This is a genomic window from Leptospira bandrabouensis (assembly GCF_004770905.1).
In the GTDB taxonomy this organism is placed as follows: domain Bacteria; phylum Spirochaetota; class Leptospiria; order Leptospirales; family Leptospiraceae; genus Leptospira_A; species Leptospira_A bandrabouensis.
In genome coordinates, this window is sequence record NZ_RQHT01000015.1 from 32711 (window position 1) to 55983 (window position 23273).

34 protein-coding genes and 2 tRNA genes are annotated in these 23273 nt (G+C 39.8%); 4 read left to right on the forward strand and 32 right to left on the reverse strand.

What is annotated here, in order from left to right; genetic code table 11:
- Positions 1-3: 3 nt before the first annotated feature.
- From ccsA to EHR07_RS17655, 3 genes are read right to left on the reverse strand one after another with little or no spacing between them, the layout of a single operon-like run.
- Positions 4-702 carry a cytochrome c biogenesis protein CcsA gene (gene ccsA / locus EHR07_RS17645; protein WP_135746384.1) on the reverse strand — a complete coding sequence of 233 codons (699 nt, stop codon included), beginning with the start codon at positions 700-702 and terminating at the stop codon, positions 4-6.
- A 51-nt stretch (positions 703-753) separates the two neighbouring features.
- Positions 754-1410 carry a heme exporter protein CcmB gene (locus EHR07_RS17650; protein WP_135746385.1) on the reverse strand — a complete coding sequence of 219 codons (657 nt, stop codon included), beginning with the start codon at positions 1408-1410 and terminating at the stop codon, positions 754-756.
- Positions 1391-2011, reverse strand: a complete 621-nt coding sequence (locus EHR07_RS17655; protein WP_135746386.1) for an ABC transporter ATP-binding protein — start codon at positions 2009-2011, stop codon at positions 1391-1393. Before EHR07_RS17655 ends, EHR07_RS17650 begins: the two co-directional genes overlap by 20 nt.
- A gap of 8 nt (positions 2012-2019) precedes the next feature.
- On the opposite strand from EHR07_RS17655, the gene EHR07_RS17660 reads away from it, so the two are divergent.
- On the forward strand, positions 2020-3036 hold the full coding sequence (locus EHR07_RS17660; protein WP_135746387.1) for a tetratricopeptide repeat protein: 1017 nt from the start codon (positions 2020-2022) through the stop codon (positions 3034-3036).
- Here the strand turns inward: EHR07_RS17660 and EHR07_RS17665 are convergent.
- Complete coding sequence (locus EHR07_RS17665) at positions 2991-3779, reverse strand: ABC transporter ATP-binding protein (protein WP_135746388.1); 789 nt, start codon at positions 3777-3779, stop codon at positions 2991-2993. The two genes, EHR07_RS17660 and EHR07_RS17665, sit on opposite strands and share 46 nt — an antisense overlap.
- Positions 3780-3850: 71 nt before the next feature.
- Here EHR07_RS17665 and EHR07_RS17670 point away from each other — a divergent pair, with 71 nt between their 5' ends.
- Positions 3851-4750, forward strand: coding sequence for a hydroxymethylglutaryl-CoA lyase (locus EHR07_RS17670; RefSeq protein WP_135746389.1), 900 nt, complete (start codon positions 3851-3853; stop codon positions 4748-4750).
- Positions 4740-5624, forward strand: coding sequence for a TIGR02757 family protein (locus EHR07_RS17675; protein WP_238753240.1), 885 nt, complete (start codon positions 4740-4742; stop codon positions 5622-5624). Before EHR07_RS17670 ends, EHR07_RS17675 begins: the two co-directional genes overlap by 11 nt.
- Here the strand turns inward: EHR07_RS17675 and EHR07_RS17680 are convergent.
- The 4 genes from EHR07_RS17680 to EHR07_RS17695 form a co-directional block, all read right to left on the reverse strand.
- Positions 5603-5677, reverse strand: a tRNA-Glu gene (locus tag EHR07_RS17680). The two genes, EHR07_RS17675 and EHR07_RS17680, sit on opposite strands and share 22 nt — an antisense overlap.
- Before the next feature lie 40 nt (positions 5678-5717).
- Positions 5718-5790, reverse strand: a tRNA-Lys gene (locus EHR07_RS17685).
- A gap of 79 nt (positions 5791-5869) precedes the next feature.
- Positions 5870-7144, reverse strand: a complete 1275-nt coding sequence (locus EHR07_RS17690; protein WP_135746390.1) for an adenylosuccinate synthase — start codon at positions 7142-7144, stop codon at positions 5870-5872.
- 7 nt (positions 7145-7151) lie between these two features.
- Positions 7152-8177 carry an ATP phosphoribosyltransferase regulatory subunit gene (locus EHR07_RS17695; protein ID WP_135746391.1) on the reverse strand — a complete coding sequence of 342 codons (1026 nt, stop codon included), beginning with the start codon at positions 8175-8177 and terminating at the stop codon, positions 7152-7154.
- Between the two features lie 122 nt (positions 8178-8299).
- On the opposite strand from EHR07_RS17695, the gene EHR07_RS17700 reads away from it, so the two are divergent.
- Positions 8300-10318, forward strand: a complete 2019-nt coding sequence (locus EHR07_RS17700; RefSeq protein WP_135746392.1) for a 1-acyl-sn-glycerol-3-phosphate acyltransferase — start codon at positions 8300-8302, stop codon at positions 10316-10318.
- Here the strand turns inward: EHR07_RS17700 and EHR07_RS17705 are convergent.
- The 24 genes from EHR07_RS17705 to rpsC form a co-directional block, all read right to left on the reverse strand.
- Positions 10308-12128 carry a PAS domain-containing sensor histidine kinase gene (locus tag EHR07_RS17705; protein WP_135746393.1) on the reverse strand — a complete coding sequence of 607 codons (1821 nt, stop codon included), beginning with the start codon at positions 12126-12128 and terminating at the stop codon, positions 10308-10310. The genes EHR07_RS17700 and EHR07_RS17705 overlap by 11 nt on opposite strands.
- Positions 12129-12230: 102 nt before the next feature.
- The gene (rplQ, locus tag EHR07_RS17710; protein WP_100739253.1) at positions 12231-12746 is read right to left on the reverse strand and encodes a 50S ribosomal protein L17; all 516 of its coding nucleotides are present in this window, start codon (positions 12744-12746) and stop codon (positions 12231-12233) included.
- 1 nt (position 12747) lies between these two features.
- The gene (locus EHR07_RS17715; protein WP_135746394.1) at positions 12748-13725 is read right to left on the reverse strand and encodes a DNA-directed RNA polymerase subunit alpha; all 978 of its coding nucleotides are present in this window, start codon (positions 13723-13725) and stop codon (positions 12748-12750) included.
- Between the two features lie 25 nt (positions 13726-13750).
- Complete coding sequence (gene rpsD, locus EHR07_RS17720) at positions 13751-14383, reverse strand: 30S ribosomal protein S4 (RefSeq protein WP_135746395.1); 633 nt, start codon at positions 14381-14383, stop codon at positions 13751-13753.
- 9 nt (positions 14384-14392) lie between these two features.
- The gene (gene rpsK / locus EHR07_RS17725; protein WP_004783964.1) at positions 14393-14806 is read right to left on the reverse strand and encodes a 30S ribosomal protein S11; all 414 of its coding nucleotides are present in this window, start codon (positions 14804-14806) and stop codon (positions 14393-14395) included.
- 11 nt (positions 14807-14817) lie between these two features.
- Entirely contained in the window at positions 14818-15195 is a 378-nt protein-coding gene (rpsM, locus tag EHR07_RS17730; RefSeq protein WP_035983662.1) for a 30S ribosomal protein S13, read from the reverse strand.
- 6 nt (positions 15196-15201) lie between these two features.
- Complete coding sequence (rpmJ, locus tag EHR07_RS17735; RefSeq protein WP_002974084.1) at positions 15202-15315, reverse strand: 50S ribosomal protein L36; 114 nt, start codon at positions 15313-15315, stop codon at positions 15202-15204.
- Between the two features lie 9 nt (positions 15316-15324).
- A complete protein-coding gene (infA, locus tag EHR07_RS17740) occupies positions 15325-15543 on the reverse strand; it encodes a translation initiation factor IF-1 (protein WP_012476295.1) in 219 nt (72 codons plus the stop codon).
- A 13-nt stretch (positions 15544-15556) separates the two neighbouring features.
- Positions 15557-16117 carry an adenylate kinase gene (locus tag EHR07_RS17745; RefSeq protein ID WP_135746396.1) on the reverse strand — a complete coding sequence of 187 codons (561 nt, stop codon included), beginning with the start codon at positions 16115-16117 and terminating at the stop codon, positions 15557-15559.
- A 3-nt stretch (positions 16118-16120) separates the two neighbouring features.
- Positions 16121-17500, reverse strand: coding sequence for a preprotein translocase subunit SecY (secY, locus tag EHR07_RS17750; RefSeq protein WP_135746397.1), 1380 nt, complete (start codon positions 17498-17500; stop codon positions 16121-16123).
- 7 nt (positions 17501-17507) lie between these two features.
- Positions 17508-18041, reverse strand: coding sequence for a 50S ribosomal protein L15 (gene rplO / locus EHR07_RS17755; RefSeq protein WP_135746398.1), 534 nt, complete (start codon positions 18039-18041; stop codon positions 17508-17510).
- Positions 18042-18045: 4 nt separating this feature from the next.
- Positions 18046-18225, reverse strand: coding sequence for a 50S ribosomal protein L30 (gene rpmD / locus EHR07_RS17760; RefSeq protein ID WP_135569118.1), 180 nt, complete (start codon positions 18223-18225; stop codon positions 18046-18048).
- A gap of 13 nt (positions 18226-18238) precedes the next feature.
- A complete protein-coding gene (rpsE, locus tag EHR07_RS17765; RefSeq protein ID WP_002973816.1) occupies positions 18239-18742 on the reverse strand; it encodes a 30S ribosomal protein S5 in 504 nt (167 codons plus the stop codon).
- Positions 18743-18745: 3 nt separating this feature from the next.
- A complete protein-coding gene (rplR, locus tag EHR07_RS17770; protein WP_135655886.1) occupies positions 18746-19114 on the reverse strand; it encodes a 50S ribosomal protein L18 in 369 nt (122 codons plus the stop codon).
- Positions 19115-19120: 6 nt separating this feature from the next.
- Positions 19121-19660 carry a 50S ribosomal protein L6 gene (gene rplF, locus EHR07_RS17775; RefSeq protein ID WP_135746399.1) on the reverse strand — a complete coding sequence of 180 codons (540 nt, stop codon included), beginning with the start codon at positions 19658-19660 and terminating at the stop codon, positions 19121-19123.
- Positions 19661-19674: 14 nt separating this feature from the next.
- Positions 19675-20073 carry a 30S ribosomal protein S8 gene (rpsH, locus tag EHR07_RS17780; protein WP_002973604.1) on the reverse strand — a complete coding sequence of 133 codons (399 nt, stop codon included), beginning with the start codon at positions 20071-20073 and terminating at the stop codon, positions 19675-19677.
- A 16-nt stretch (positions 20074-20089) separates the two neighbouring features.
- The gene (locus EHR07_RS17785) at positions 20090-20275 is read right to left on the reverse strand and encodes a type Z 30S ribosomal protein S14 (RefSeq protein ID WP_012476296.1); all 186 of its coding nucleotides are present in this window, start codon (positions 20273-20275) and stop codon (positions 20090-20092) included.
- Between the two features lie 10 nt (positions 20276-20285).
- Positions 20286-20837, reverse strand: a complete 552-nt coding sequence (rplE, locus tag EHR07_RS17790; RefSeq protein WP_135746400.1) for a 50S ribosomal protein L5 — start codon at positions 20835-20837, stop codon at positions 20286-20288.
- A gap of 2 nt (positions 20838-20839) precedes the next feature.
- Complete coding sequence (gene rplX, locus EHR07_RS17795; protein WP_135569113.1) at positions 20840-21223, reverse strand: 50S ribosomal protein L24; 384 nt, start codon at positions 21221-21223, stop codon at positions 20840-20842.
- Between the two features lies 1 nt (position 21224).
- Positions 21225-21617, reverse strand: coding sequence for a 50S ribosomal protein L14 (gene rplN, locus EHR07_RS17800; RefSeq protein WP_002974152.1), 393 nt, complete (start codon positions 21615-21617; stop codon positions 21225-21227).
- The gene (gene rpsQ / locus EHR07_RS17805; protein WP_012388932.1) at positions 21614-21883 is read right to left on the reverse strand and encodes a 30S ribosomal protein S17; all 270 of its coding nucleotides are present in this window, start codon (positions 21881-21883) and stop codon (positions 21614-21616) included. The genes rplN and rpsQ overlap by 4 nt, the downstream gene beginning before the upstream one ends.
- Before the next feature lie 3 nt (positions 21884-21886).
- Complete coding sequence (gene rpmC / locus EHR07_RS17810) at positions 21887-22159, reverse strand: 50S ribosomal protein L29 (RefSeq protein WP_100729137.1); 273 nt, start codon at positions 22157-22159, stop codon at positions 21887-21889.
- Positions 22156-22569, reverse strand: coding sequence for a 50S ribosomal protein L16 (gene rplP, locus EHR07_RS17815; RefSeq protein WP_002974545.1), 414 nt, complete (start codon positions 22567-22569; stop codon positions 22156-22158). Before rplP ends, rpmC begins: the two co-directional genes overlap by 4 nt.
- Positions 22570-22591: 22 nt before the next feature.
- Positions 22592-23272 carry a 30S ribosomal protein S3 gene (gene rpsC, locus EHR07_RS17820; RefSeq protein ID WP_100729138.1) on the reverse strand — a complete coding sequence of 227 codons (681 nt, stop codon included), beginning with the start codon at positions 23270-23272 and terminating at the stop codon, positions 22592-22594.
- Position 23273: the final 1 nt, after the last annotated feature.

Sequence of the window (23273 nt, forward strand, 5' to 3'; positions counted from 1 at the left end):
GTTTTAATCTAATTCCGCTTTCAGTTTGGATCTGATATCTTGGATTTTTTCTGTGCGATTGGAAACAAGAAAAAGAATTAGAAACAGAAAATGGAAGGCAATGACTCCAAGCCACATACTTTGTTTCATATCAGAGTCCATTCCTCCTTTTCCTAAGACACTACTAGGATGGTTCCCTGGATTTTCTATCCAACGGATGGCACCCCAAGTGAGAATGGCACTCACTGCGCAGAGAACAGACAAGTAAGCGGAAAGGATTGCTTTTTTGGCCTTGGATGGGACTAAATATCGGAAAATAAAATAACTGACTAAGGATATACAGAGAATAAAAAAAGACTGCAACCTAGCATCCGTTTTATCCCAAGGAACTCCCCAAGCACTATAGGCCCAAATTGGGCCAGAAAACAAAACGCCCACCGCAAAAAGAAAAGAGAGTTGGTTGGCTGTAAAAGCAAGTCTGTCCCAAAACAAATTTCTAGTAAAAAGAAAAATTAGGGAAAAAATAAAGGAAAGAATGGGTCCATATAACGCCACCCAGGCGACAGGAACATGCAGATAAAATATCCTGTGACTGAGGCCCTGTTCCAAAATGACATTTGGATACACTAGTGAAGTGATGATCGCAATGACTAGCGACATACAAACGACAAGATAAAAACCAATGTCGAAAACAGGGTGGAATATCCGAATTTTACGTTCCATTTTTTTCCAAATTTTCAGAGAGGGAAAGAAATTCGAGGAGAAAACAAAATCTTAGCGTTCATTCCTTAGAATCTCAATCATCACCGAACCAAGCGTAGCGTAAAATAACATAAAAAACAAAAGTAAACCCACCGATGGTAGGTAAAACCCAGGTTCCTGCCAATACCTATGTTCTGCTTCTAATCCAAAGAGGAACAAAGGAATGGAAAATGGAAGTTGCAACAGAGGAATGATGATTTCTTTTAACCGGCTTTCAAAAGCAATGAGTCCGAGAGATACTCCCAGAAAAACCAAAGAGCCACTTCCTAGGTTGGCAAAAAGCCATTCGCCCCAATACCGTTCCACACTCATGTTTTGAAAAAAAACAGAGAGGACAAGGACAAGGGCTCCATTAACTAAAATTGTACAAAACCAAATGGCAAAAGATTTTGCCAGATAAAGAGAAATGGGGCTTACAAACGAAAGACTGGCTTCCCAACCCATTGATTCTCTCTCTTCCCATAAACTCTGACTTACAATCACAAAGTTCAGGATAAAAATGATCGCCCATTTGATTCCGCGAATGCTTCGTGCGGACAAAATCTCATTTACCTCAATCGATGTGTAAAAAATAAATACAACGGCTACGCTTAAGGTAAAAAGAGAGATGATTCCACCAAGAGAACGACCAATCAGACAGAATTCTTTTTTAAGTAAGGTGAGTAACAAATAAAGCTCCCTTCTCAATTTTAATTTGGGAAGTACATTGTAATTCTTTTGGTATCGAGTGGAGAACAATTAAAATGAGTTTTGATTTGGATACCTCATTTAAAATCTCACTTAACACTTTAGAAGAATCTGCATCTAATCCCGTATAAGGTTCATCAAATAAAATAATTTCAGCGGAAGAAAGAATGGCTCTCAAAATTGCTACTTTTTGTTTCATTCCTCTTGAAAAGGTATGGATAGGATCCCAAATTCGTTTCTGTAAACGAAAGAGTTCCAAAAGTTTGTTTCGTTTTTGGAAATCAGGTTTGGTTCCATCTAACTTAGAAAAATAATCCAAATTCTCTTCCAAACTGAGAGAGGAATAAAATCCTAACTCATGACCAAGATATGTGATTTTCTTTTTGCCTTGGTTCCAATGCCAAAGTTCAGAAGTAAGCGAGTGGTGGTAAATTTCTTTTAAAAGGGTAGATTTCCCGGCACCATTCTCACCTAGCACAGCCACAAGGCCTGTCTCCAAAAAAGAAAGATTAATCTCTTTCAGTAAGACTTTTTCGCCGACAGTAATAGTAAGCGCTTTTGTTTCCAAAAGGGTTTGGTTCATTCTACACCATGTTCTTTCGTAGCTTTACTCTCGCACTTCTGTTTTTATTTCCCACTCTGATTTGGGGACAAAAACTAATTGGAAACAAGGAATATCCGGAGATCCTTTGGGGCAAAGACCAGGAATTTGATACCTCCGATTTTCCCAATGGATCCTTTATTTACCATAAGGAGGACTTTATCCTCGCTCGTGGGAAACTTTTTCAAGGGGAACCACCGAAATCCAACGGCAGTTTTACTTACGGTCAAGAAACCATCACCAATTCGGGAAAATGGAATAATGATACGATCGAACTTTTACTTTCTGGAAAACCAAATCAGCGAACCGAAGTCATCAAACGTTTAGAAGCTGGAGTTCGGTTTGATCCTCAATTTTTTCCCTTCCGATACAATTTAGGACGTTTGTATTCTTTGGAGATGAATTACGAAAAAGCTCTCGTGGAATTTGAATATGCCAAAGCAGAAATGCCCGAATACTTTAAAACCTATCTGCACATTGCGATTCTTTCTGAAATCACTCGCCAGGTTTATTATGCCATTATGAATTACAAACTGGCAGTAGAAAAAAATCCTTATGATACGGAAGCCTTGATTCGTTTGGCAGATCATTATTTGGCCACAGGATTAAAAAACAGAGCCCTTCTTTATTTAAACAAAGCACTGAAGATTGAAGAAGAAAGTCCGAATGTGAAATTAGGTTTTGCAAGGCTTGAGATGGAAAAAGGAAACTTTCATATCGCCTACAAAATTTTTAATCGCACCACTCTTACAACCGCCGAAGGGAAACCAAAACCCTACGATAAAAAGTTCCATTATTATTTTGCCGAAACTGCCTCCAAAGTCACAGACTATGAAACTGCAGAAGAGGAATATACAAAGATGCTTAGTTTTACCAATGATCCTTTTTTTGCCACGGTTTCCTCAAAAGTAATCGCAAGAAGGCGTGACATTGCGAAAAAATTTGCCGAAGCCAAACGAACTCAACTGGATGATTCAGAAGAAGAAACAGCTCCTCCAAACGAATGATTTCTTGCTTCTTTTAAAGTATTTAATAACTCTGATTTAGGATTGGAAAGAATCTCTTTCGGTTTACCAAATTCAACAATCTCCCCAGCATCCAAAACAAAAATTTGATCACACATATAAGATAAAAAACCTAAATCATGGGAAACAATAAACATTCCCAGGTTTTCAGTTTGATTGATTTGTTTGAGTTCTTCTGCAATTTTTTTTTGTACAAGTACATCAAGGGCTGTGACTGGTTCATCCAACAGCAAATATTCAGGATCCATCAGTAAAGCTCGCAAAATAGAAAACCGCTGCAATTGACCACCACTTAACTCTTGTTTTGTCTTATTTAAAAGTTCCACTGACAATTCAAATCGGTGGCATAAACTTTCAATTCTCACCCATTCCTTTTGTTTGGTTTCATCTGATAAAAAAATTCCTTTTTTTATTCGGACCGGTTCGAGTAATAACTCTCTCATCGTACCTATATGGGAAAAACTTCCCAAAGGATCTTGAAAGACTGGTTGGAGTTTTGGGTTTTTTCTATTGGGTAGTTTCTCCTCTTTCCAAAAGAGAGATCCACTCCAAGTATATCCATCTGTTGGATCTAGAAGCCCTAATGCCAACCGAAACAAAGTCGATTTACCTGATCCTGATTTTCCAATGAGTCCTGTGATCTCTGTCGATTTTGCCACCAAATTGATATTCTGTAAAAGGGAATGTTCACCAACCTGAACAGAAATATTTTTAAGTGTAAACATTGGATTTTCCCCATAAAATCATTGCGTTTCTTATTTTTAACCGAAAGTTGAAAGTGAAGGAGAATGGGAAATTGGAACAAATTAAAATCACAGAAGTAGGACCAAGAGATGGTCTGCAAAATGAAAAAACCATTCTCTCTACTCAGGATAAATTCGAATTCGTATCCCGTCTAGTACAAAGCGGAGTAAAACATATCGAACTCACATCCTTTGTGCGTAAAGATCGAATCCCACAAATGGGAGATGCCATCGAACTATCTAATCTTGTCCTACCAAAATTCCAAAACCAAATCCAGTTTTCGGCACTCACTCCCAATGCCAAAGGTTATGAAGGAGCTAAAGAAGCCGGTTTTGCCGAAGTCGCTGTTTTTACTGCCACTTCAGAAACTTTCACCAAAAAGAATATCAATATGACAATTGAGGAGAGTTTGGAATTTTTTAAACCCATCTTCAATCAGGCAAAATCGGATGGGAAAAAAGTCCGAGGTTATATCTCCACTGTGATTGCTTGTCCCTATGAAGGAAAAATCAAACCAGAAAAAACCCTAGAGATCGCGGAACGACTGCTAAGTGCAGGTGCTTATGAAATCTCTTTAGGAGAAACAATTGGTGTAGCCGTTCCTTCGGAGGTAGAATCTCTTTTAGAAGTCCTATTGAAAAAAATTCCCAAAACCTATTTAGCAGGACATTTCCACGACACATACGGGATGGCCATTGCAAACACCAAACAAGCACTTACCATGGGGATTCGTAGTTTTGATAGTTCGGCGGGAGGGCTCGGAGGATGTCCTTATGCCAAAGGTGCTGCAGGAAACGTTGCCACAGAAGATCTTGTATATTTTCTTCATAGAGAAGGATATACAACAGGAATCCAATTGGATTCTCTCATTTCTGCTAGTCGGTTTATGGAAGAAAAAATTGGAAGAAAACTAGAATCGAGAACTTACATTGCAATGAAGAATGCCAATTGATTTAGAACTCCTTCATTCTAAGTTAGAGGAATTAAGAAAAAAATACGAACACCTTCAATATTTAGATACCGATCCTATTTGTTTTCCAAAAAAATACAAGGACCCTCTTGATATAGAAGTGGTATCTTTCATTTCTTGTTTGTATGCTTATGGAAATGTCAAAAGCATTCAAAGTTTTTTAAAACCAATCTTTGAAGCCTTAGGTCCCTCACCCTACCAAAGTTTATGCGTTGGCGATGAAAAATTTGAACACTTTCTTAAAAACCTTAAAGTCTACAGGTTCCAAACCAAAAAAGACAACCAAATCTTTTTCCGAACCTTAAAACGTGTCCTACAAAATCTGGAGAAAAAATCACCTCTCTTTGAATCAAAATTTATAGAGGGACAAACAAAATTTACTGCAGAAAGTTCTATTTCCAAGTTCCAAAAGTTTTGGGAAGAGGAATTAAAAATCACAAAGGGAAACCAGAAACTTTCCTATGGTCTTCAATTTTTGATTGGAAAACCAGAAGCAAAATCTCCCAAAAAACGATTATCTCTATTTTTACGTTGGATGGTAAGAACTGCCTATCCTGACTTTGGGTTTTACCAAAGGATCCATCCAAACCAAATCCCCTTTCCATTGGATGTTCATATCCAAAAATTAATTCGAATTTTAGGCATTACAGATCGAAAAACTTTTGGTGCGAAAGAAGCCTATTTGATTAAAGAATTTTTTAAAAAAATAAATCCCGCAGATCCTTTGTTATACGATTTTTATCTAACGAGAGTAGGAATTATAGAAAGATGTAATGCAAAATACGAGAAAACTATTTGTGAAGTTTGTTATTTGAAAGAAGTGTGTTTAGTATTTGGTAGTGCCACGGGGAATTGAACCCCGATTGCAAGGATGAAAACCTTGTGTCCTAACCATTAGACGATGGCACCGTTTTAAGAACGTAACTTGCGAGTTACAGGAACTCTATTTTGAGTCGTCGGGGATTCGAACCCCGGACCCATTCCTTAAAAGGGAATTGCTCTACCAGCTGAGCTAACGACTCGTTCTGTAGCCAAGAATATCGAACCACCTTTCTCGGTCAACAACTACTTAAAAAAAAGATTCAACACTCCGCTTTTTTTTTAATCCATAATGATCGTGTGTTCACGATCAGGTCCTGTGGAAACAATTCCAATCTTTGTATTCACTAAGTCTTGTAAGGACTTAATATACGACTGGCAAAGCGTTGGTAACTTAGAGAAGGAATTGATTCCAGAGATATCATCTTTCCATCCTTTAAACTCAGCAAACAACGGTTTGACGTCCTCAAGTCCTTGTGATGGGAAAAAATCCAATTTTTTACCTTTGTATTCGTATCCTACAACGACGGGAATTGAATCGTAATGGCTGAGAACATCAATTTTGGTTAATACAAGAGAATTGATTCCGTTCACCGTAACAGCATGTTTGATCATTTGTACATCAAACCAACCACATCGTCTAGGTCTTCCGGTAGTGGAACCGTATTCACCACCTAACTTTCGCAACACGTCCCCAGCTTCCCCTAAAATTTCAGAAGGGAATGGACCCTCTCCTACTCTTGTGGCATAAGCTTTGGTAATCCCAATCACATCTTGTAAATACCTAAAACTTACTCCTGATCCGGCTAGAGCACCGCCTGTGGTAGGATTGGAGCTAGTCACATAAGGATAGGTTCCAAAATCGATATCAAGTCCTGTCCCTTGTGCCCCTTCCAGAAGGACACGTTTTCCTTTTTGGAGTTCTGAATTGAGGTAGTACACTGTGTTCACAATGTTTTTCCCCATTTTGTCAGCGAAATCCAAAAGGAAATCATACATTTCAGTAATATTGACAGGTTCCAAGTCGTAGTATTTTACCAGTTCTTGGTTTTTTACTTCTAAAATATGGGTCAGTTTTCTTTTGAGTAGGTCTTTATCCAAAAGGTCTCCGGCACGAACACCGTTACGAAGCATTTTGTCTGCATAACACATCCCAATCCCTTTTTTTGTGGTTCCGATCTTTCTTTCAGGCGAAGAACCAGCTTCTCTTGCTTCATCGATCAATCGATGATAAGGAAGAAGGATGTGACAGGAATCACTGATGAGAACTTTTTCTTTAACTTTGAATCCGTGTGATTCTAAATCGGCACATTCTTTTAAAAAGTATTCCGGATCCAAAACCACTCCGTTTCCAATCACACAAGTGGTATTGTCATAAATAATTCCCGATGGCACCAAATGGAAAATGTATTTTTTTCCACCCACTACCACCGTATGACCGGCGTTCGCACCACCTTGGTACCTAACAATGATATCTGTATCTTTGGAAAGGTAATCAATTACCTTTGCCTTTCCTTCGTCACCCCATTGTGCTCCGACAACTAAATTTGCAGGCATAATTCCCTCATTTTACCTTATTTACAATTTCTTCAATGGAATCAAGATGCAGGGCAAAACCACAGGCATCCTTCTTAATTCCAGTAAAACTTTCATACAATTCGTTATAAACCCCACCGGCAAAAACCGGCTCTGGATCCCGTTCCACATAACCTTGAAACATAAATCCAGTATAATAAGACAAATCTCTCACAAGAGAAGGATCCCAAATACAAGGAATCTCTCCGAGAACTTTCGACCACTCTGCAAAAAAACTTGTGATGGATTCCAAATCCCCTTTCAGTGTATCCCATTCTTTGGGCGACAAAATCTTTTGTAATGAGTTTTGAAATTTTGGCATTTCACTTACAGGAATGGGACGCAGCAACAACTGGATCATTTCCATATGAGGCTCAGAAGTATTTTCTCTTGCCGCTAGAGAAACTAACTCCGGTAAGTTTTTCGTATATAAAAATTGTCGTAGCACTTTTGTTTGTTCTTCATTCCAACCAAGAATCTCTAAAACAGAACGAAAAAAAGATGAGTGACCAAAGACAATCGTAAAGGGTTCACTAGGAACCGAAGCTTTCCAAAGTTGATGTAAAATTTTGATTTGAGAAATGATATGATTTGTATCGCTTTTTCCCAGTGACTCCACACCTACTTGCAGAATTTCACGTCTTGACGCATTACGTTTTTTGTGGTCACGAATCTTACGTGCAAAGTAAAAAACATTCTGGTTCTCTTCCCAATGGGAACGAGCCGCCATTCCTTTCACAACTTGGAGTGTTAAGTCCACACCAGGGGAAAGTTCATTCCCATCCCAGTCTTTTGTCACAAGTAAACTCTCTAACCCATGATCCAAATGGGAACGAAAGGAATTCGAATAGTCAAAGGAAGGAAGGCTGATTTCAGAATACCCTTCTCTTTCAAAGAGTTCTGAAAAACTTTGTAGTAAATTCCGCCGGTTTTTGCTTTCTTCGGGGCCTAAAAAATGAAATCCATCCGGAATCCACTTTTGTTCCGAGGAAATTGATTTGTTTTTTTGATTCATACCGGGATCTCGATCACCCAAGAAGTCAGTTTAGAGAAATCCTGGATTTACGCAATCAATTGTAAAAATCGAATAGACAAATCGAAAGTTTTCAGTAATTTAATGTCGGTTTAGAGGCATACATGACAGAAAAAGAAGCCACTTTGGGACGCTGGCATAAAGAATTTTTTGAGAACATCCACCTATTTGTAAAATCGGGTCTTACCGAGTATGAAGCAAAGTCCATTTTAGAAGAGTTTTTAGTTCTTTCACAAAGCACTCCAAAACCGAAGGTCATGGAAATCTTTCAAGAACCAGAACGTTTGGAAGAAATCGGAGTGTATACCGATATCCGCCCCGAACCTCGAGATTTCATGTTAAAATTTCTCGATCCCATTATGAAGAAATTCAAAGTCGAGGGAACTGAAAACCTTAAACTTTTGGATGGAGTCATTGGCAAATACCCTGTTACTTTAATTTCCAACCACTTAAGCCATTTGGATGCCCCCGCCATCTTTACTCTTCTGTATAACTCAGGACCAGAAGGAAGGAAAATTGCGGAGTCCCTCGTTTTTATCGCAGGAAGGCTTGCTTTTGAACCAGACTTCACCCGCCTCGGTCTCTATATGTTTGGAACACTTCTCGTTTGTTCCAAAAAGGATATGGCAGATAACCCCTCTCTTTCCGATGTGATGACCAAAATCAATATGCGTGCCTTTCGTAATTCGCAAAAATTACAATCCGATGGAAAGGTAATTTCTATTTTTCCAGAAGGCACTCGGTCACGCGATGGAAGGCTTATGCCATTTGTGGACACGGTGTACCACTATGTTGCAAACAAAGTGATTCTACCTATTTCACTAGAAGGAACAGAAAAAATCCTTCCTATCGAAGGTTTACTTTTTAACCAAGCAGTTGGAAAACTTGTGATCGGCAAACCAGTGCTTGTTGGGGAACTTACCAAAAGAGAAATGGAATCTTTTCCTCCTCATATTGAACAAATTTCTTTTCCTGGCACAGGAGATAAAAAACAGTTCATCATTGATAACCTCGCACTTCTTGTTGGAAGCAATTTAAACAAACACAAACACGGAACCTATCGTAACCTTTACAAAGGTGATGTCAGAGAAACAAACCAACTCATTTCGATTCCGAAAAAACCAGATGAACATGTTGTGATCATAGGATCATCCAATATGTCCGTTGCCTTTGCTTGTGTGATGGCAAATAAAAACGTAAAAGTAACCATCTACAGCCCCGATTCGGAAATGGTAAAACAGAGTAATGAAGAAAAACGTGATGTAGTCCATTACCCCATCTACAAACTCCCACCAAATATTGAATTTTCTGACAAACCAGAGATTTTAGATTCGGCTACCCTTTTTATCCAAGGAACAAACCCCTGGGAATTTGATGGAATCTATTCGAAAATCAGAACTCATTTGCAAAAAAACAAATCACCGATGGTAAATGTCATCAAAGGATTCACTGGATCCAAAAAAGGACTTATCCTCGAAGATTTGCATGAGTTACTGCTCATCGAAAGAGACCGTCTAGCAGTTGTTTCAGGTGCCTGTTACCCTGACCAAATTATGGAAAGAAAGATTTCCGGATTTGAAATTTCAGCCTTTGAAGACTCTTTGATTCCTAAATTACAAGAATTACTCAAAAACAACTATGTTTTTACAAGACCTGCCATCAATTCCCGCGACACAAAAGGAGTTCAATTAGGGGGAGCATTAAAAACTGTTTATGCTTTAGCAATGGGCCTTGTGGAAGGATACTTCAAGCGAGAGTTAGGTGGCAATGTGGACAACACTTTGTTCCATTTAAGCAATCGATTTTTTAATGAAATGGTTTCGATTGGGGTATTACTTGGAGGAGATCCAACTACTTTCAATGGACTTTCAGGAATGACTGACTTTATGTTGGCTTGTTTTGGATCTGACACAAGAGATAGGAAATATGGTTACGATCTTGCTAATGGAACAAGACCAGAAAAAATCACCAATGGTTTCTATGGATTAAAGGTATTGCCAAATCTAATTCAATTGGATGAAAAAAGACATCCTATTGTGACGGCTGCCTATCGAACAGTGATTCAAAACGAAGAATTTGATTCGATAGCTGAAAACTTACAAATGCAACTTGCTAGAATTTAGGAAGGGTGACTATAAACTCCGTGTAACCTGGTTCAGATTGGAACTGAATCCGGCCACGGTGCCTTTCTTCTACTGATTGTTTCACAATCCCAAGTCCAAGCCCTGTTCCTTCCCCTTTTTCCTTAGTCGTATAAAATGGTTCAAAAATTCTTTTTTGAATGGTTAAAGGAATTCCAGAACCATTATCCTTCACCCGGACCACCACTTCTTTCTCTGTTTCGTCAATTTGAATGGTGAGTGTTCCCTTAAAGGACATAGCTTGTAAGGCATTGTAAATCAGATTGGTCCAAATCTGAATTAATTCATCTGGATAACCGGAAATGGTTGGATTTGCATTGTACAAACGAAGACACTCCACACCCGATTTCATTTTGTTTTGATAAAGTGTCAGAACCGTTTCAATAGTATCAACCAAGTTAATTTCTGTCCTGGCTTCATTTCGATCAAACCGTCCGTAATTTTTTAAGCTATAGACAATTTTGGATGTTCTTTCTACTGCTAGTCGAATTGATTCCACACTACGAAGTGTATTCAATTCAGATAGGATCAATTCAAGTAAGGGAGAAAATCGAAAACTAGATAATAAATTTTTATTTTCCAGAATAAAATCGGATACACCTAAATCAACAATTCTGTCTGCTAAATCATAAGCGGGTTCAATTCCTAATTCAATAAATGTAGCTTCCAAAGTTTTTTTGGCTTTTCTTGCTTCTGCAAATACATAGGTTTTTGGTTTAATTGTAAATAATTCGATCACCCAAGAAATAATTTCATTAATATCTTTTTCAGGATATTTAGAAAAACATTCTTTAATTTGAAACAACCTATTACCGAAGTTTCCCATACGGTTATAAATTTGTTCACTAAAGGCTGCAATTGCTGCAAGTGGATTATTGATTTCATGTGCAACACCCGCAACTAACTGTCCCAAGGTGGCCATTTTTTCTGAAAGGATCAATTGATCTTGGGTTTTCTGTAAATCTTCTAATAGTCGATTGAGTTCTTTTGTTCTTTCCTTAACTGCAAACTCAAGTGCTTCTTTATTCTGTTTGGACTCAGTGACATCAATAAGTATAGCCAGTAAAGTTGGACGACCTTTCGTCTGTAAAATAGTATTACCTGATACCACATGACGTATTTCACCAGATTTAGTACGAATACTTGCTTCCATTCCCGTACTCCAACCTTTTTTCATGAGTTCCGACTTTAGTCTTTCTCTGTCAAATTTGGTAATCCAGATATTTAGGTCGTAAGAGGTGCGACCAATAATTTCTTCACGAGAATAACCAATCAAACGACAATAGGCTTCATTTACGTCATCATAAACGGCAGTCTCTGCATTCGATAAACTAACTGCGGCAGGATTCAAACGGAAAACACTTTCAAAGAGTTCCTTACTGATGACTAACTCACTTTGTAAAACGGCAGCTAGGTATTCTTTTTCTTTCAGCGCGGAAATATTCTGACCCGCAGATAAAAGATACTTACCATTTTCAACGATACGCCCACTGAAAAGAATCGTCACCGTAGAACCTTGTTTGGTTACGAGAGGTACTTCTAAATTGAGAACATACCCATCTCGTTTTAACCTTTCTAATATGGCTTCCCTATCATTGTCATTTGAATAAATACCTAAATCTAAGGTTGATTTTCCAATCACTTCCTCTCTACTTCTTCCAAGCCATGAACAATAAACTTCGTTCGCATCTAAATACAAACCAGTTTGCATGTCTGTGAGGGCCATACCAATAGGGCTCGAACTAAATGCTGTATGCCAGATGGAATCAGTTGTAGAAAGGATGGGAGTCATTCGTTTGGAATGTAGAATTTTAGCGGAATATCATACGAATGCAATAAAAAAAAGCCTACTGAACCAGTAGGCTTTTTCGAAACATTCAAAATGAAAACAGTGCTACTTCGTAGCTACTTTTTCTTTCTTTGCTTTTTTAGGTTTTTCTTCTTTTTTAGCAGGTTTTTTTTCTTCGCGTTTTGCCTTTGTTTCTGCTTTTAACTCATCTTGAGTTTTGCGATCTACAAGCTCCAAAATTCCCATCGCTGTGTTGTCGGAAGGACGGTTTACCAAACGAATGATTCGTGTGTAACCACCTACTCTTTCAGCATAACGATTTGCTAAGTCTTTCAAAAGTTTGTTTACGATTTCTTGGTCACCAAGGTGGCTATAAAGATATCGTGTGTTGTGCAGGATTGCTGCATTTTTCTTTTGTTCGTCAAGATTAGCAAGGTTTGCATCTAAATTACGTTTTGCTCTAGTAATGATACGTTCCGCATAAGAACGAGCCACCTTTAACTTCGCAACAGAAGATTCAATTCTTTCGTGGCGGAGTAAAGAGATTACCATATTTTGGATCATAGCTTTTCTATGATCCGCGGATCTGTTGAGTTGTTTAACTTTATTACGTTTATTCATCTTAAAAATCTCTCATACCGAAAGAAAGTCCCATAGAGGAAAGTTTTGCTTTCAACTCTTGTAAACTTTGTTCGCTGAAATGTTTTGATTTAGTCATTTCGTCTTCTGATCTCTTAACGAGTTCACCAATGAAGTCAATTTCCAAACTACGAAGAACGTTTGTAGAACGAACAGATAGTTCCAATTCTTCTACATGTTTCGAGAGTGATGCTTTGAGTTTTTCATCAGCTTCATCTAACTCTTCTTCTTCTTCTTCAATCTCTTCTTCAAAGTTAATAAAAACAGTTAAGTGGTCTTTTAGGATTTTTGCGGCTTGAGCAACTGCATCTTCAGGAGAAACAGATCCGTCAGTCCAAACTTCCATAGTTAATTTTTCGTAATCAGAACGTTGTGCAACACGAGTTTCTGAAACTTCAAACAATACCTTTTGGATTGGAGAAAAAATAGAATCAATTGGGATTGTTCCCAATACTTCGATATCTTTCTTTTTGTCTTCCGCAGGAACGTAACCACGTCCTCTTTGGATTTCCAAATCCATAATCAAATTTGCATCCTCATTGAGTGTGGCAATATGAAGGTCTGGGTTCATGATTTCAATCGAAGAGTCTACAGCCAAGTCAGCTGCACGGAAATAACCAGCACCTTTCAGTTCTAAGTGGATTACTTTGCTTGCTTCTTTGTCTTCAGGCTCGTATTTGATTCGAACTTGTTTTAAGTTAAGAATGATACGAGTAACGTCTTCTGCAACACCTTCGATATAGGAAAACTCATGAGAGACTCCTTCAATTCGAATCGCGGAGATTGCTGCTCCTTCAATAGAAGACATGAGCGTACGACGAAGGGAGTTACCGATCGTAGTACCAATTCCTCTTTCGAAAGGTTCTGCAACAAACTTACCGTAGTTTGGTGTATTCACATCGGTAGTGAATTCGATTTTTTTGGGTCTTTTAAAACCTTTTAATAAATTCTTTGGAGACAATGTCGTATCCTTCTTCTCTAAATTCTTACTTCGAGTACAACTCTACGATTACCTGTTCTTTCACAGGAATATCAATATGCTCTCTTGTTGGAAGTGAAGTCACTTCTCCGGAGAACTTGGTATAATCTACACTTACCCAAGAAGCAGTACGATTGATTGCTTGAGCAAGTTTGATATTTTCTTCGATAAACGGAGACTTTTGGAATTTCTCACGAATTTCGATTTTATCACCAACATTCACACGATAAGAACAAATGTCCACACGGTGACCATTCACAAGAATGTGTCTATGTGCTACGAAGTTACGAGCTTGTCTTCTAGTGACTGCAAAACCCATACGATAAAGAACGTTATCCAATCTTCTTTCGAGGAACTGGAGTAAGTTCTCCCCTGGAATTCCTGGAGTATGAGCTGCCTCTTCAAAGTATCTACGGAATTGTTTTTCTAACACACCGTATGCGCGTTTTACTTTTTGTTTTTCACGAAGCTGCGCCCCGTATTCAGTGATCTTTCCTTTTTTCTTAGGAGGAAGACCAGGTGGGTACTTTCTCTTTTCAAGGGAAGATTTTTCTTTATGTAATGTATGACTATTTTTGAGAAAGAGGTTAAGCCCCTCTCTTCTCATCAATTTAACAACTGGACCTCGGTAACGTGCCATATATAATTCCTACACCCTTCTTCTTTTGCGTGGTCGGCACCCATTGTGAGGGAGCGGAGTTACGTCTTTAATGAGTTTGATTGCAATTCCTTTCGTAGTTAAAGAACGAATGGCAGATTCACGACCAATTCCTGGACCTGAAACCATTACATCTACTTCCGAAAGACCAGCAGCTTCGATTGCTTTTTCAGCTGCGTTGGTAGCGGCAACTTGTGCTGCATACGGAGTGGATTTTTTGGATCCACGAAAACCCATCATTCCAGAAGAAGACCAAGAAAGAACGTTTCCTGCCATATCCGTAATGGATACAATTGTATTGTTAAACGATGCTTGGATATAAACCTTACCTCGTGGAACGTTTTTCTTCTCTTTTTTCTTAACCTTTTTGGTATCTTTTTTATTCTTAGCGTCTTTTTCAGCCATGGACTCGTCCTCTACTTAGTAGCCTTTTTCTTATTGGCTACAGTTTTCTTGACTCCCTTACGGGTTCTTGCGTTGGTTCTTGTTCTTTGTCCGTTGACCGGAAGTCCACGTCTATGACGGAAACCTCTGTAGCAACCTACGTCCATCAATCGTTTGATGTTTAGGTTGACTTCAGAACGAAGATCCCCTTCTACCTGGTATGATTCTTCGATAACTCTTCGGATCGCGGCTTCTTGTTCGTCCGAAAGGTCCTTCACCCGGATAGATTCGTCAATTCCTGCTTTTTTCAGGATGTTTTGAGAGGAAGTCTTGCCAATACCAAATACGTATGTAAGACCGATCACTATTCTTTTGTTTGATGGTAAATCAACACCCGCGATACGTGCCATATCTTTCTATCTTTGCCTTTGTTTGTGTTTTGGGTTCGTGCAAATCACTCGGATTACACCTTTTCTGCGAATGACTTTGCATTCTGGACAGATTTTTTTTACTGATGCTCTAACTTTCATTATAGTTTCCTATTTCTTTCTGTAGGTAATACGGCCCTTGGTTAAGTCATAAGGAGAAAGTTCCACTGTGACTTTATCTCCAGGTAAAATACGAATGTAATGCATACGCATCTTTCCTGAAATATGTGCTAAAACCTTATGTCCATTTTCTAGTTCCACACGGAACATAGCGTTCGGCAACGGTTCAAGAACGGTTCCGTCAATCGTGATTGCTTCTTCCTTAGCCAGGGTCTATCTCCTACTAGATCGATTTTAAAATAGTGTTAGTGATTTCTTCCATACTTCCCAAACCATTAATTTGCCGAAGGATCCCAGAGCCTTTATAAAAGTCTATCAGGGGCAACGTCTTGGTGTTGTAAGTATGCAGACGGTTTTTGATGGTCTCTTCGTTGTCATCCGAGCGTCCTTCTTTGATCGCTCTACCTAGCAACCGTTTGACGAGTTCTTCGTCAGGAACGTCTAGGTTGACAACGGAGTCGAGCTCCATACGAAGCTCTTTGAGGATTTCCGACAGAGCCTTTGCTTGCTCCACCGTCCTAGGAAATCCATCCAGAATGAATCCATTCGCACAATCAGATTCGACCAATCGGTCGCGAATTATGCCTATAACGACAGCATCTGGAACAAGGTCTCCAGCGTCCATATATTTTTTTGCTTCTACACCCATAGGGGTACCGTTTTTTACGGCAGCACGGAGAATATCTCCAGTTGAGATCTGAGGAATTTTGTATTTCTCTTTGATGATGTCAGCTTGGGTCCCTTTTCCAGCACCTGGGGGCCCCATAAAAATGAGTCTCTTCATTTGTTACACTCTTCCCTTGATTTTCGTCTTTTTCATGAACCCTTCGTAATTTCTCATAAGAAGTTGGGCTTCGATTTGTTTTAAGGTTTCGAGTGCCACACCCACCATGATGAGTAACGAAGTTCCGCCAAAAGTATACACCAAAGTTCCCCCACCGGTGTTAGAACCGAGGTTTAAAAACTTGATGATAAGATACGGAGCCAGAGCAAGACCAGCAAGGAAAAGAGCACCTGGTAAGGTGATTCGATTCAAAATTTTTTCAATCATTTCTTTGGTTTGGCTACCAGGACGAACCCCTGGAATAAACCCACCGTATTTTTTTAGGTTATCAGCAAGTTCCTGTGGGTTGAACTGAATGGCCGTATAAAAATAGGCAAAGAAAATGATGAGAGATGTATAAATCACATAATAAAAAAGGGCATGGTACCAAATTTGTGAAAATGGATTAAAATAGTCCATAATCACTGCCCAACCTGCCCACTGACCACCCTTAGAGGACAACCACTGAACAATTGTTTGTGGGAAAAGGATGAGCGAGGATGCAAAAATAATTGGCATTACGTTGGCACTGTTCACTTTGAAAGGAATGGATTGGCTACGAGCCTGAACCATCTTTCTTCCCACCATTTGTTTTCCGTAATTTAACGGAACCCGGCGAACCCCTTGGGTCAAAATCACCGTTAAGGCAATCAGCACTATAAAAATAATAATAAGAATCAGGATACTGAGAGCATCCGATGTATCGGAGGTAAACATAGCAATGAGTGCTTCTGGCATACGACCAATAATACCTGCAAAGATGATAAGGGAGATTCCGTTACCAATACCACGTTCTGTGATCTGTTCTCCGAGCCAAATAAGAAGAACTGTTCCCGTAGTGATGGAGAGCATCGCAATCGGTAAAAAGTACCCTTCGACTGAAGGATTGATCAGTCCTGGGTATTTCGCCTGCGCAGTACCCGATCCAGTAGACCAAGAATTAGCCAGTTGGATCACTGCAAGAGACTGGATCGCACAAAGGATGAGAGTTCCGTACTTAGTGTACTGTTGGATCTTTTTTCTACCTTCTTCCCCTTCTTTTTGCATCTTTTGCAAACTAGGAATGAGAACCATTACAAGTTGCATAATGATCGAAGAAGAGATATAAGGCATGATCCCTAGTGCAAAAATAGAAAATTTTAAAAGAGCACCACCTGCAAACAAATCCACCATTCCGAGGAAACCTTCACTCGGATCGGCAGTAATGCCCGTCACAATCAAACTATTGATACCAGGAATGGTCACATGCGTTCCCATTCTAAAAAGTAACAACATACCGATCGTAAATAGGATTTTAGATCTTAATTCCGGGATTCGAAAGATGTTAGCGATGGTTTGAAACATAGGTTATCTAGTTTTTTTTCTCTTCTTTTTTCTTTTCTCTAATGATGACTTTTCCACCCGCTTTTTCAATTTTCTCTTTTGCAGAGGCAGAAAAAGCATCTACCGTAATGGTGATGGCAGCAGTCACTTCTCCAGTTCCGAGGAGTTTGATTGGTCCTACTTCTGACTTAATCAAAGATTTTGCTTTGAGAATGGCAGGAGTTACTTCCCCAAAAAGACCAGCTTTCGAAAGAGAAATCAAATTCACTGGTTGGAATTCCACAGAGAAAATATTGGTAAAACCACGTTTTGGCAAACGTCTGTGAAGTGGGAGCTGTCCCCCTTCGAATCCACGTCTCATCGAAGCTGCACGAGCTCTTTGTCCTTTGGAACCCCGAGTGGAAGTTTTTCCCATTCCGGATCCTGGACCTTGACCCACTCGTTTCGGCGAGGTTTTTGCACCTTCTGGAACGGGAACCAAGTTTTTGTTGCCGAGGGATGTAGATTTTTTAGGACGTTTTGCCCCGAATCCACGACCTTGTTCGATTCTATCTTGTGCCATACAATTATACCTTTTCCACTTTCAACAAGTAACCAACTTGTCGTAACATCCCTTTTAGTTGGGGAGTCATTTTGTGTTTCTTGGATTGACCTTTCTTTTTAAGGCCGAGAGCAATCAGAGTTTTTTTATGTACCGGTATGATACCAATAGAACTTCTTTCTTGCGTTACGATCACTTCTTCCATAATCAGTATCCTTTTATAGATCTTGCCCAAACAAATGTTTGAGGCTAACACCACGTCGTTTTACCGCCATTGACGGAGTTTCCAACTGTTGTAATGCATCCATAGTCGCCTTTACAATGTTCATCGGGTTTGAAGAACCCCAGGACTTTGTAAGAACATCTTGAATTCCTGCTCTTTCCAAAACGGAACGAACAGAAGCTCCAGCGATGATCCCCGTTCCCGGAGAAGCCGGCTTCAAAATCACTCGAGCGGATTTGAACTGTCCCACAACATCGTGAGGAACGGTATGACCGATATAGTGAATGGATTTTAAATTCTTTTTTGCCGATTCAATGGACTTTCGGATGGCATCTGGAACTTCATTTGCTTTTCCAAAACCAATTCCTACTTTTCCTTTAGAGTCACCGACTACAGAAAGAGCGTTGAAGGAGAAACGACGTCCCCCCTTCACTACTTTGGCAACTCGGTCGATTTTAACGACCTTCTCAGTAAATTCTTTTGTTTCTTCTTCTAACATCATTTAGAACTCCAATCCACCTTCGCGGGCAGAATCAGCAAAAGCAGCAATCTTTCCATGGTAAACCATTCCAGATCTGTCGAGAACCACTTGGGAAACTCCTGCTTTTTTCGCTTTTTCAGCGACTACTTTACCGAGTTCGGTTGCAGCCGATTTACTCTTTTTAGAATTTTCATGTTTCGGAAAATCTTTCTCTAAAGTGGTTGCATAAACAAGTGTTACACCCTTCGCGTCATCAATGATTTGTGCGGTGAGGTAACGGTTTGTTTTATTAAAAACCAACCGAGGTCTTTCCGAGGTTGAACGGAGTTTGTATCTAACTCGTTCCGCTCTTCTCAATCTTTTGATATTTTTAGCTGTCTTATTGATCATGACGTTCTACTTCTTACCGGTTTTTCCGGCCTTTCTACGGATGTATTCGTTCGCATATTTGATCCCTTTTCCTTTGTAAGGTTCAGGAGGTCTTTTTGAACGAATGTCAGCCGCAACTTGTCCAACCAGTTGTCGGTCAATTCCCGATACTTTGATTTTAAGCTGATCTGCCACATCGATTTTGATACCGTTAGGCTCAGGAAAAACCACTTCGTGAGAATATCCAAGAGCCATTACAAGGTCTTTACCGCGTTTTTGTGCACGATAACCAACCCCAGTAATCTCAAGGTTTTTCTCCCAACCAGTGGTGACACCTTTGACACAGTTCATCGCAAGGGAACGAACGAGGCCGTGGAGAGCGACAGTCTTTTGGTCTTCACTTTTACGAGTGAAAACTAGTTCGCCGTTTTCCACATTGGCACTGACACCTTCGTATAGAGGAGTTTTCAATTCCCCTAAAGGCCCTTTGATGGTAAGGGCTTCCGCTTCCGTTTTTACTTCTACCTTTGCAGGCAATTTGATAATACTTTTTCCAACTCGAGACATGGTGTTATCGTTCTCTAGAATACCTTACAGAGAACTTCCCCTCCTACTCTGAGTTTGCGAGCACGTTTCCCGGTCATCACACCTTTCGAAGTCGAAAGGATGAGAGTTCCGATGTTATTACGGAACGGGCGGATTTCGCCGGATTGGATATAAACTCGACGACCTGGAGTGGATACTCTCTCGATCATACGAATTACCGGTTTTTTTTCCGTGTCGTATTTTAATTTCACTTGGAAGTCATCAAAACTTCCATTTTTTACTGTTTGGACATCATCTACAAAACCTTCTTCTTTAAGAAGATCGAGGATGGACTTCTTGATTTTGCTACCAGGAATCACACAAAGCTCATGTTTAGCTTGTTGTGCGTTTCTGATTCTTGTTAGCATATCTGCGATTGGATCTGAAAGACTCATACTTACCTTAACCTAATTACCAGGAGGACTTTTTCACACCGGGGATCTGAGCCTTGCTAGCAAGGTCCCGGAAGCAAAGACGACACATATCAAAGCGGCGCAAATAAGCGCGTGATCGACCACAAAGAGGGCAACGATTGTACTCTCTCACTTTGAATTTTTGCTCTTTGGCGTGGCGTTCCATCATTGATTTTTTCGCCATGATAAATCTCCTACTTACCTGCCGTTCGGTAAGGCATACCGAAGGCTTGGAATAATTCGAACGCTTCTTTGTCCACTTCCGTGTTCGTTACGAAAGTGATATTGATCCCGTAGATAGTATTGATTTTATCAAAATGAATCTCTGGGAAGATGATCTGTTCTTTTACGGACAGGTTGTAATTTCCTCGACCGTCGAAACCTTTCGGATTTACTCCGCGAAAGTCACGAACCCGTGGAAGAGCCACGTTAATGAATCTGTCAAGGAACTCATACATATGATGACCACGAAGGGTAACTTTGCAACCAAGCACCATCCCCTCTCTCACTTTGAAACCCGCAATGGATTTCTTAGCGAAAGTTTTCACTGGTCTTTGGCCTGTGATTTGACCAATTTCTGCAAGACATGCTTCCATCGCTTTTGGGTTCGTGTGAGCTTCACCCATACCAACGTTGATCACGATTTTTTCTAGTTTGGGAACTCGCATCACACTTTGAAAGCCGAGTGACTTTTGGAGTGTAGGGCGGATTTCCGCTTCGTATTTTGATTTAAGCCTAGGTACCATAACTATACTTCTTTCCCTTCTGGTCGAGTCACTCGTACGGATTTACCATCCTTCTTGGCAAAGCCCAATCGTACAGCCTTAATTTTCTTCTTAGGCTTCGCTTTGTTCTCTGCTTTTGCGTCGTGAAACATCACATTGGAAATATGGATTGGGAATTCGATCTCAATCGCACCACCTTGAGGGTTCTCTTGGGTTGGGCGAACGAATCTTTTTCTTTTGTTCACACCTTCGATATAAACGCGGTCTTTGCGTTTATCGATTGCTAGAACTTTCCCTTTTTTTCCTTTTTCTTTACCGGAAATCACTAGAACTTCATCGTCCTTTTTGATTTTCGTTTTTTTGAATTTAGTGGGCTCGGAGCCTCTGTATGCTAACTTAGTCGCCATTTTAGAGAACCTCCGGAGCTAGAGATATAATTTTCATGTATTTTTTATCGCGTAGTTCACGGGCAACAGGTCCGAAGATCCTGGTTCCTTTTGGATTCCCTTTGTCATCAATGATGGCAACGGCATTGTCATCGAAACGAATGTAAGTTCCATCGGGACGACGAACTTCTTTTTTCGTTCTCACAACAACTGCTCTTTGAACCGCTTTGTTATGCACTTTTTTACCTTGCCCGTCACGAAGACCGTATGCAGGTTGTGCTTCTTTCACAGCGACGATAATCTCGTCACCAAGCGTTGCGTAGCGTTTTTTGGAACCGCCAAGCACTTTAACGCACATGACTTTTTTCACACCCGAGTTATCGGCTACTTGTAAAATAGTTTCTTGTTGAATCATACTAATTTCGCCTTCTCAATTACCTTTACAAGTTTATGGTGTTTCTGCTTAGAAAGTGGTCTTGTTTCCACAGCGATGACTCGATCACCAACTTGACACTCGTTCTTCTCGTCGTGAATTTTCACGCGGGAAGTTCTGGTCATAATCTTCTTAAACCGTGGGTGCACTTTTCTTGTGATGATTTCGATTACTACAGTTTTATCCATAGCATCGCTCACTACTACACCTTGAATGGTTAAAGACTTTTTAGAGTTTTTATCTTCCATAACCTACTTCTTCTTACCTTTGCTTGTTTTAGCGACTTTTGGAGCCGAACCAGCTTTCGGTGCGATTTGTTTGAGTTTACCTTTAGCAGATAATTCCTTCTCGCGAAGGACAGTTAATGCTTGGGCAATTCTCTTCTTATGATTGCGGATTACTTTTGGGTTCTCAAGAGATCTTGTGACACCAAATTGGAATCTTGCTTTTCTTACTTCTTCGGAAGAGGAAAGAATTTCTTTCTTCAAATCTTCTGGAGAAAGTGATTTAAAATCGTCTTTCATAGAACGTTCCTCTTAACAAATGAAGTTTCTACTGGCAGTTTAAATGCTGCTAGGTGAAGTGCCTTTCTTGCTGTTTCTTCATCAATACCAGCCATCTCAAAAAGAACGCGACCAGGACGGATCTCCGCAATCCAAAATTCCGGGTTACCTTTACCTTTACCCATACGAGTTTCAGCAGGTTTTTTAGTGATTGGTAAATGTGGGAAGATCCTGATCCACAATTTCCCACCACGTTTTACTTGGCGGTTGATAGTGATCCTTGCAGCTTCAATTTGGCGCGCAGTGATACGACCGGAAGAGATGGCTTTTAAACCATACTCACCGAACGCAACGTAAGAACCTCTTTCGTCCTTACCTTTTAAGCGCCCTCTTTGGCGTTTTCTAAATTTTACTCGTTTAGGTGCTAACATGATAGTTTCTCTTTAGTACTTCTTAACTCGTTCTACGTTTTACAGCGTATTTATCTTCATCGGTCTCTTCCTTATTGGTTGGGAAGTAGTCACCAGTATAAGTCCAAACTTTCACACCGATTTGACCGAAAGTGGTAAGGGCTTCTTTGAATCCAAAGTCAATTTTGGCACGAAGAGTATGAAGAGGAACTCGTCCTTCCATATACTTCTCTGTTCTTGCCATATCTGCTCCGTTCAATCGTCCGGAGATTTGGATTTTCACACCTTCCACTCCACCGCGCATAGCACGACGAAGTTCTGCTTTCATCACTCGTCGGAATGGCATCCTTTGTTCGATTTGAAGGGCAACCGTTTCGGCAATCGCTTGTGCAATCACTTCTGGTTTTTTCACTTCGATGATGTTCATCCCAATCGGTTTATCAGCGTATTTTTTAAGCTCTTGTTTTACCGCTTCGATGTTTTGGCCTTTTTGACCAATGACCATACCTGGTTTAGAAGTATGGAGGTTTACGTTGATTTTTTCAGGGAATCTTTCGATTACGATTTTTACAACGGATGCATTTTTAAATTTCTTCTGAAGGAATCTACGGATCTTGATATCTTCGTGAAGATTTTTGATGTAATCTTGTTTGGAATACCAAACCGAATCCCAATTACGTGTGATTCCGATTCGTAGTCCGATTGGATTTACTTTCTGACCCATA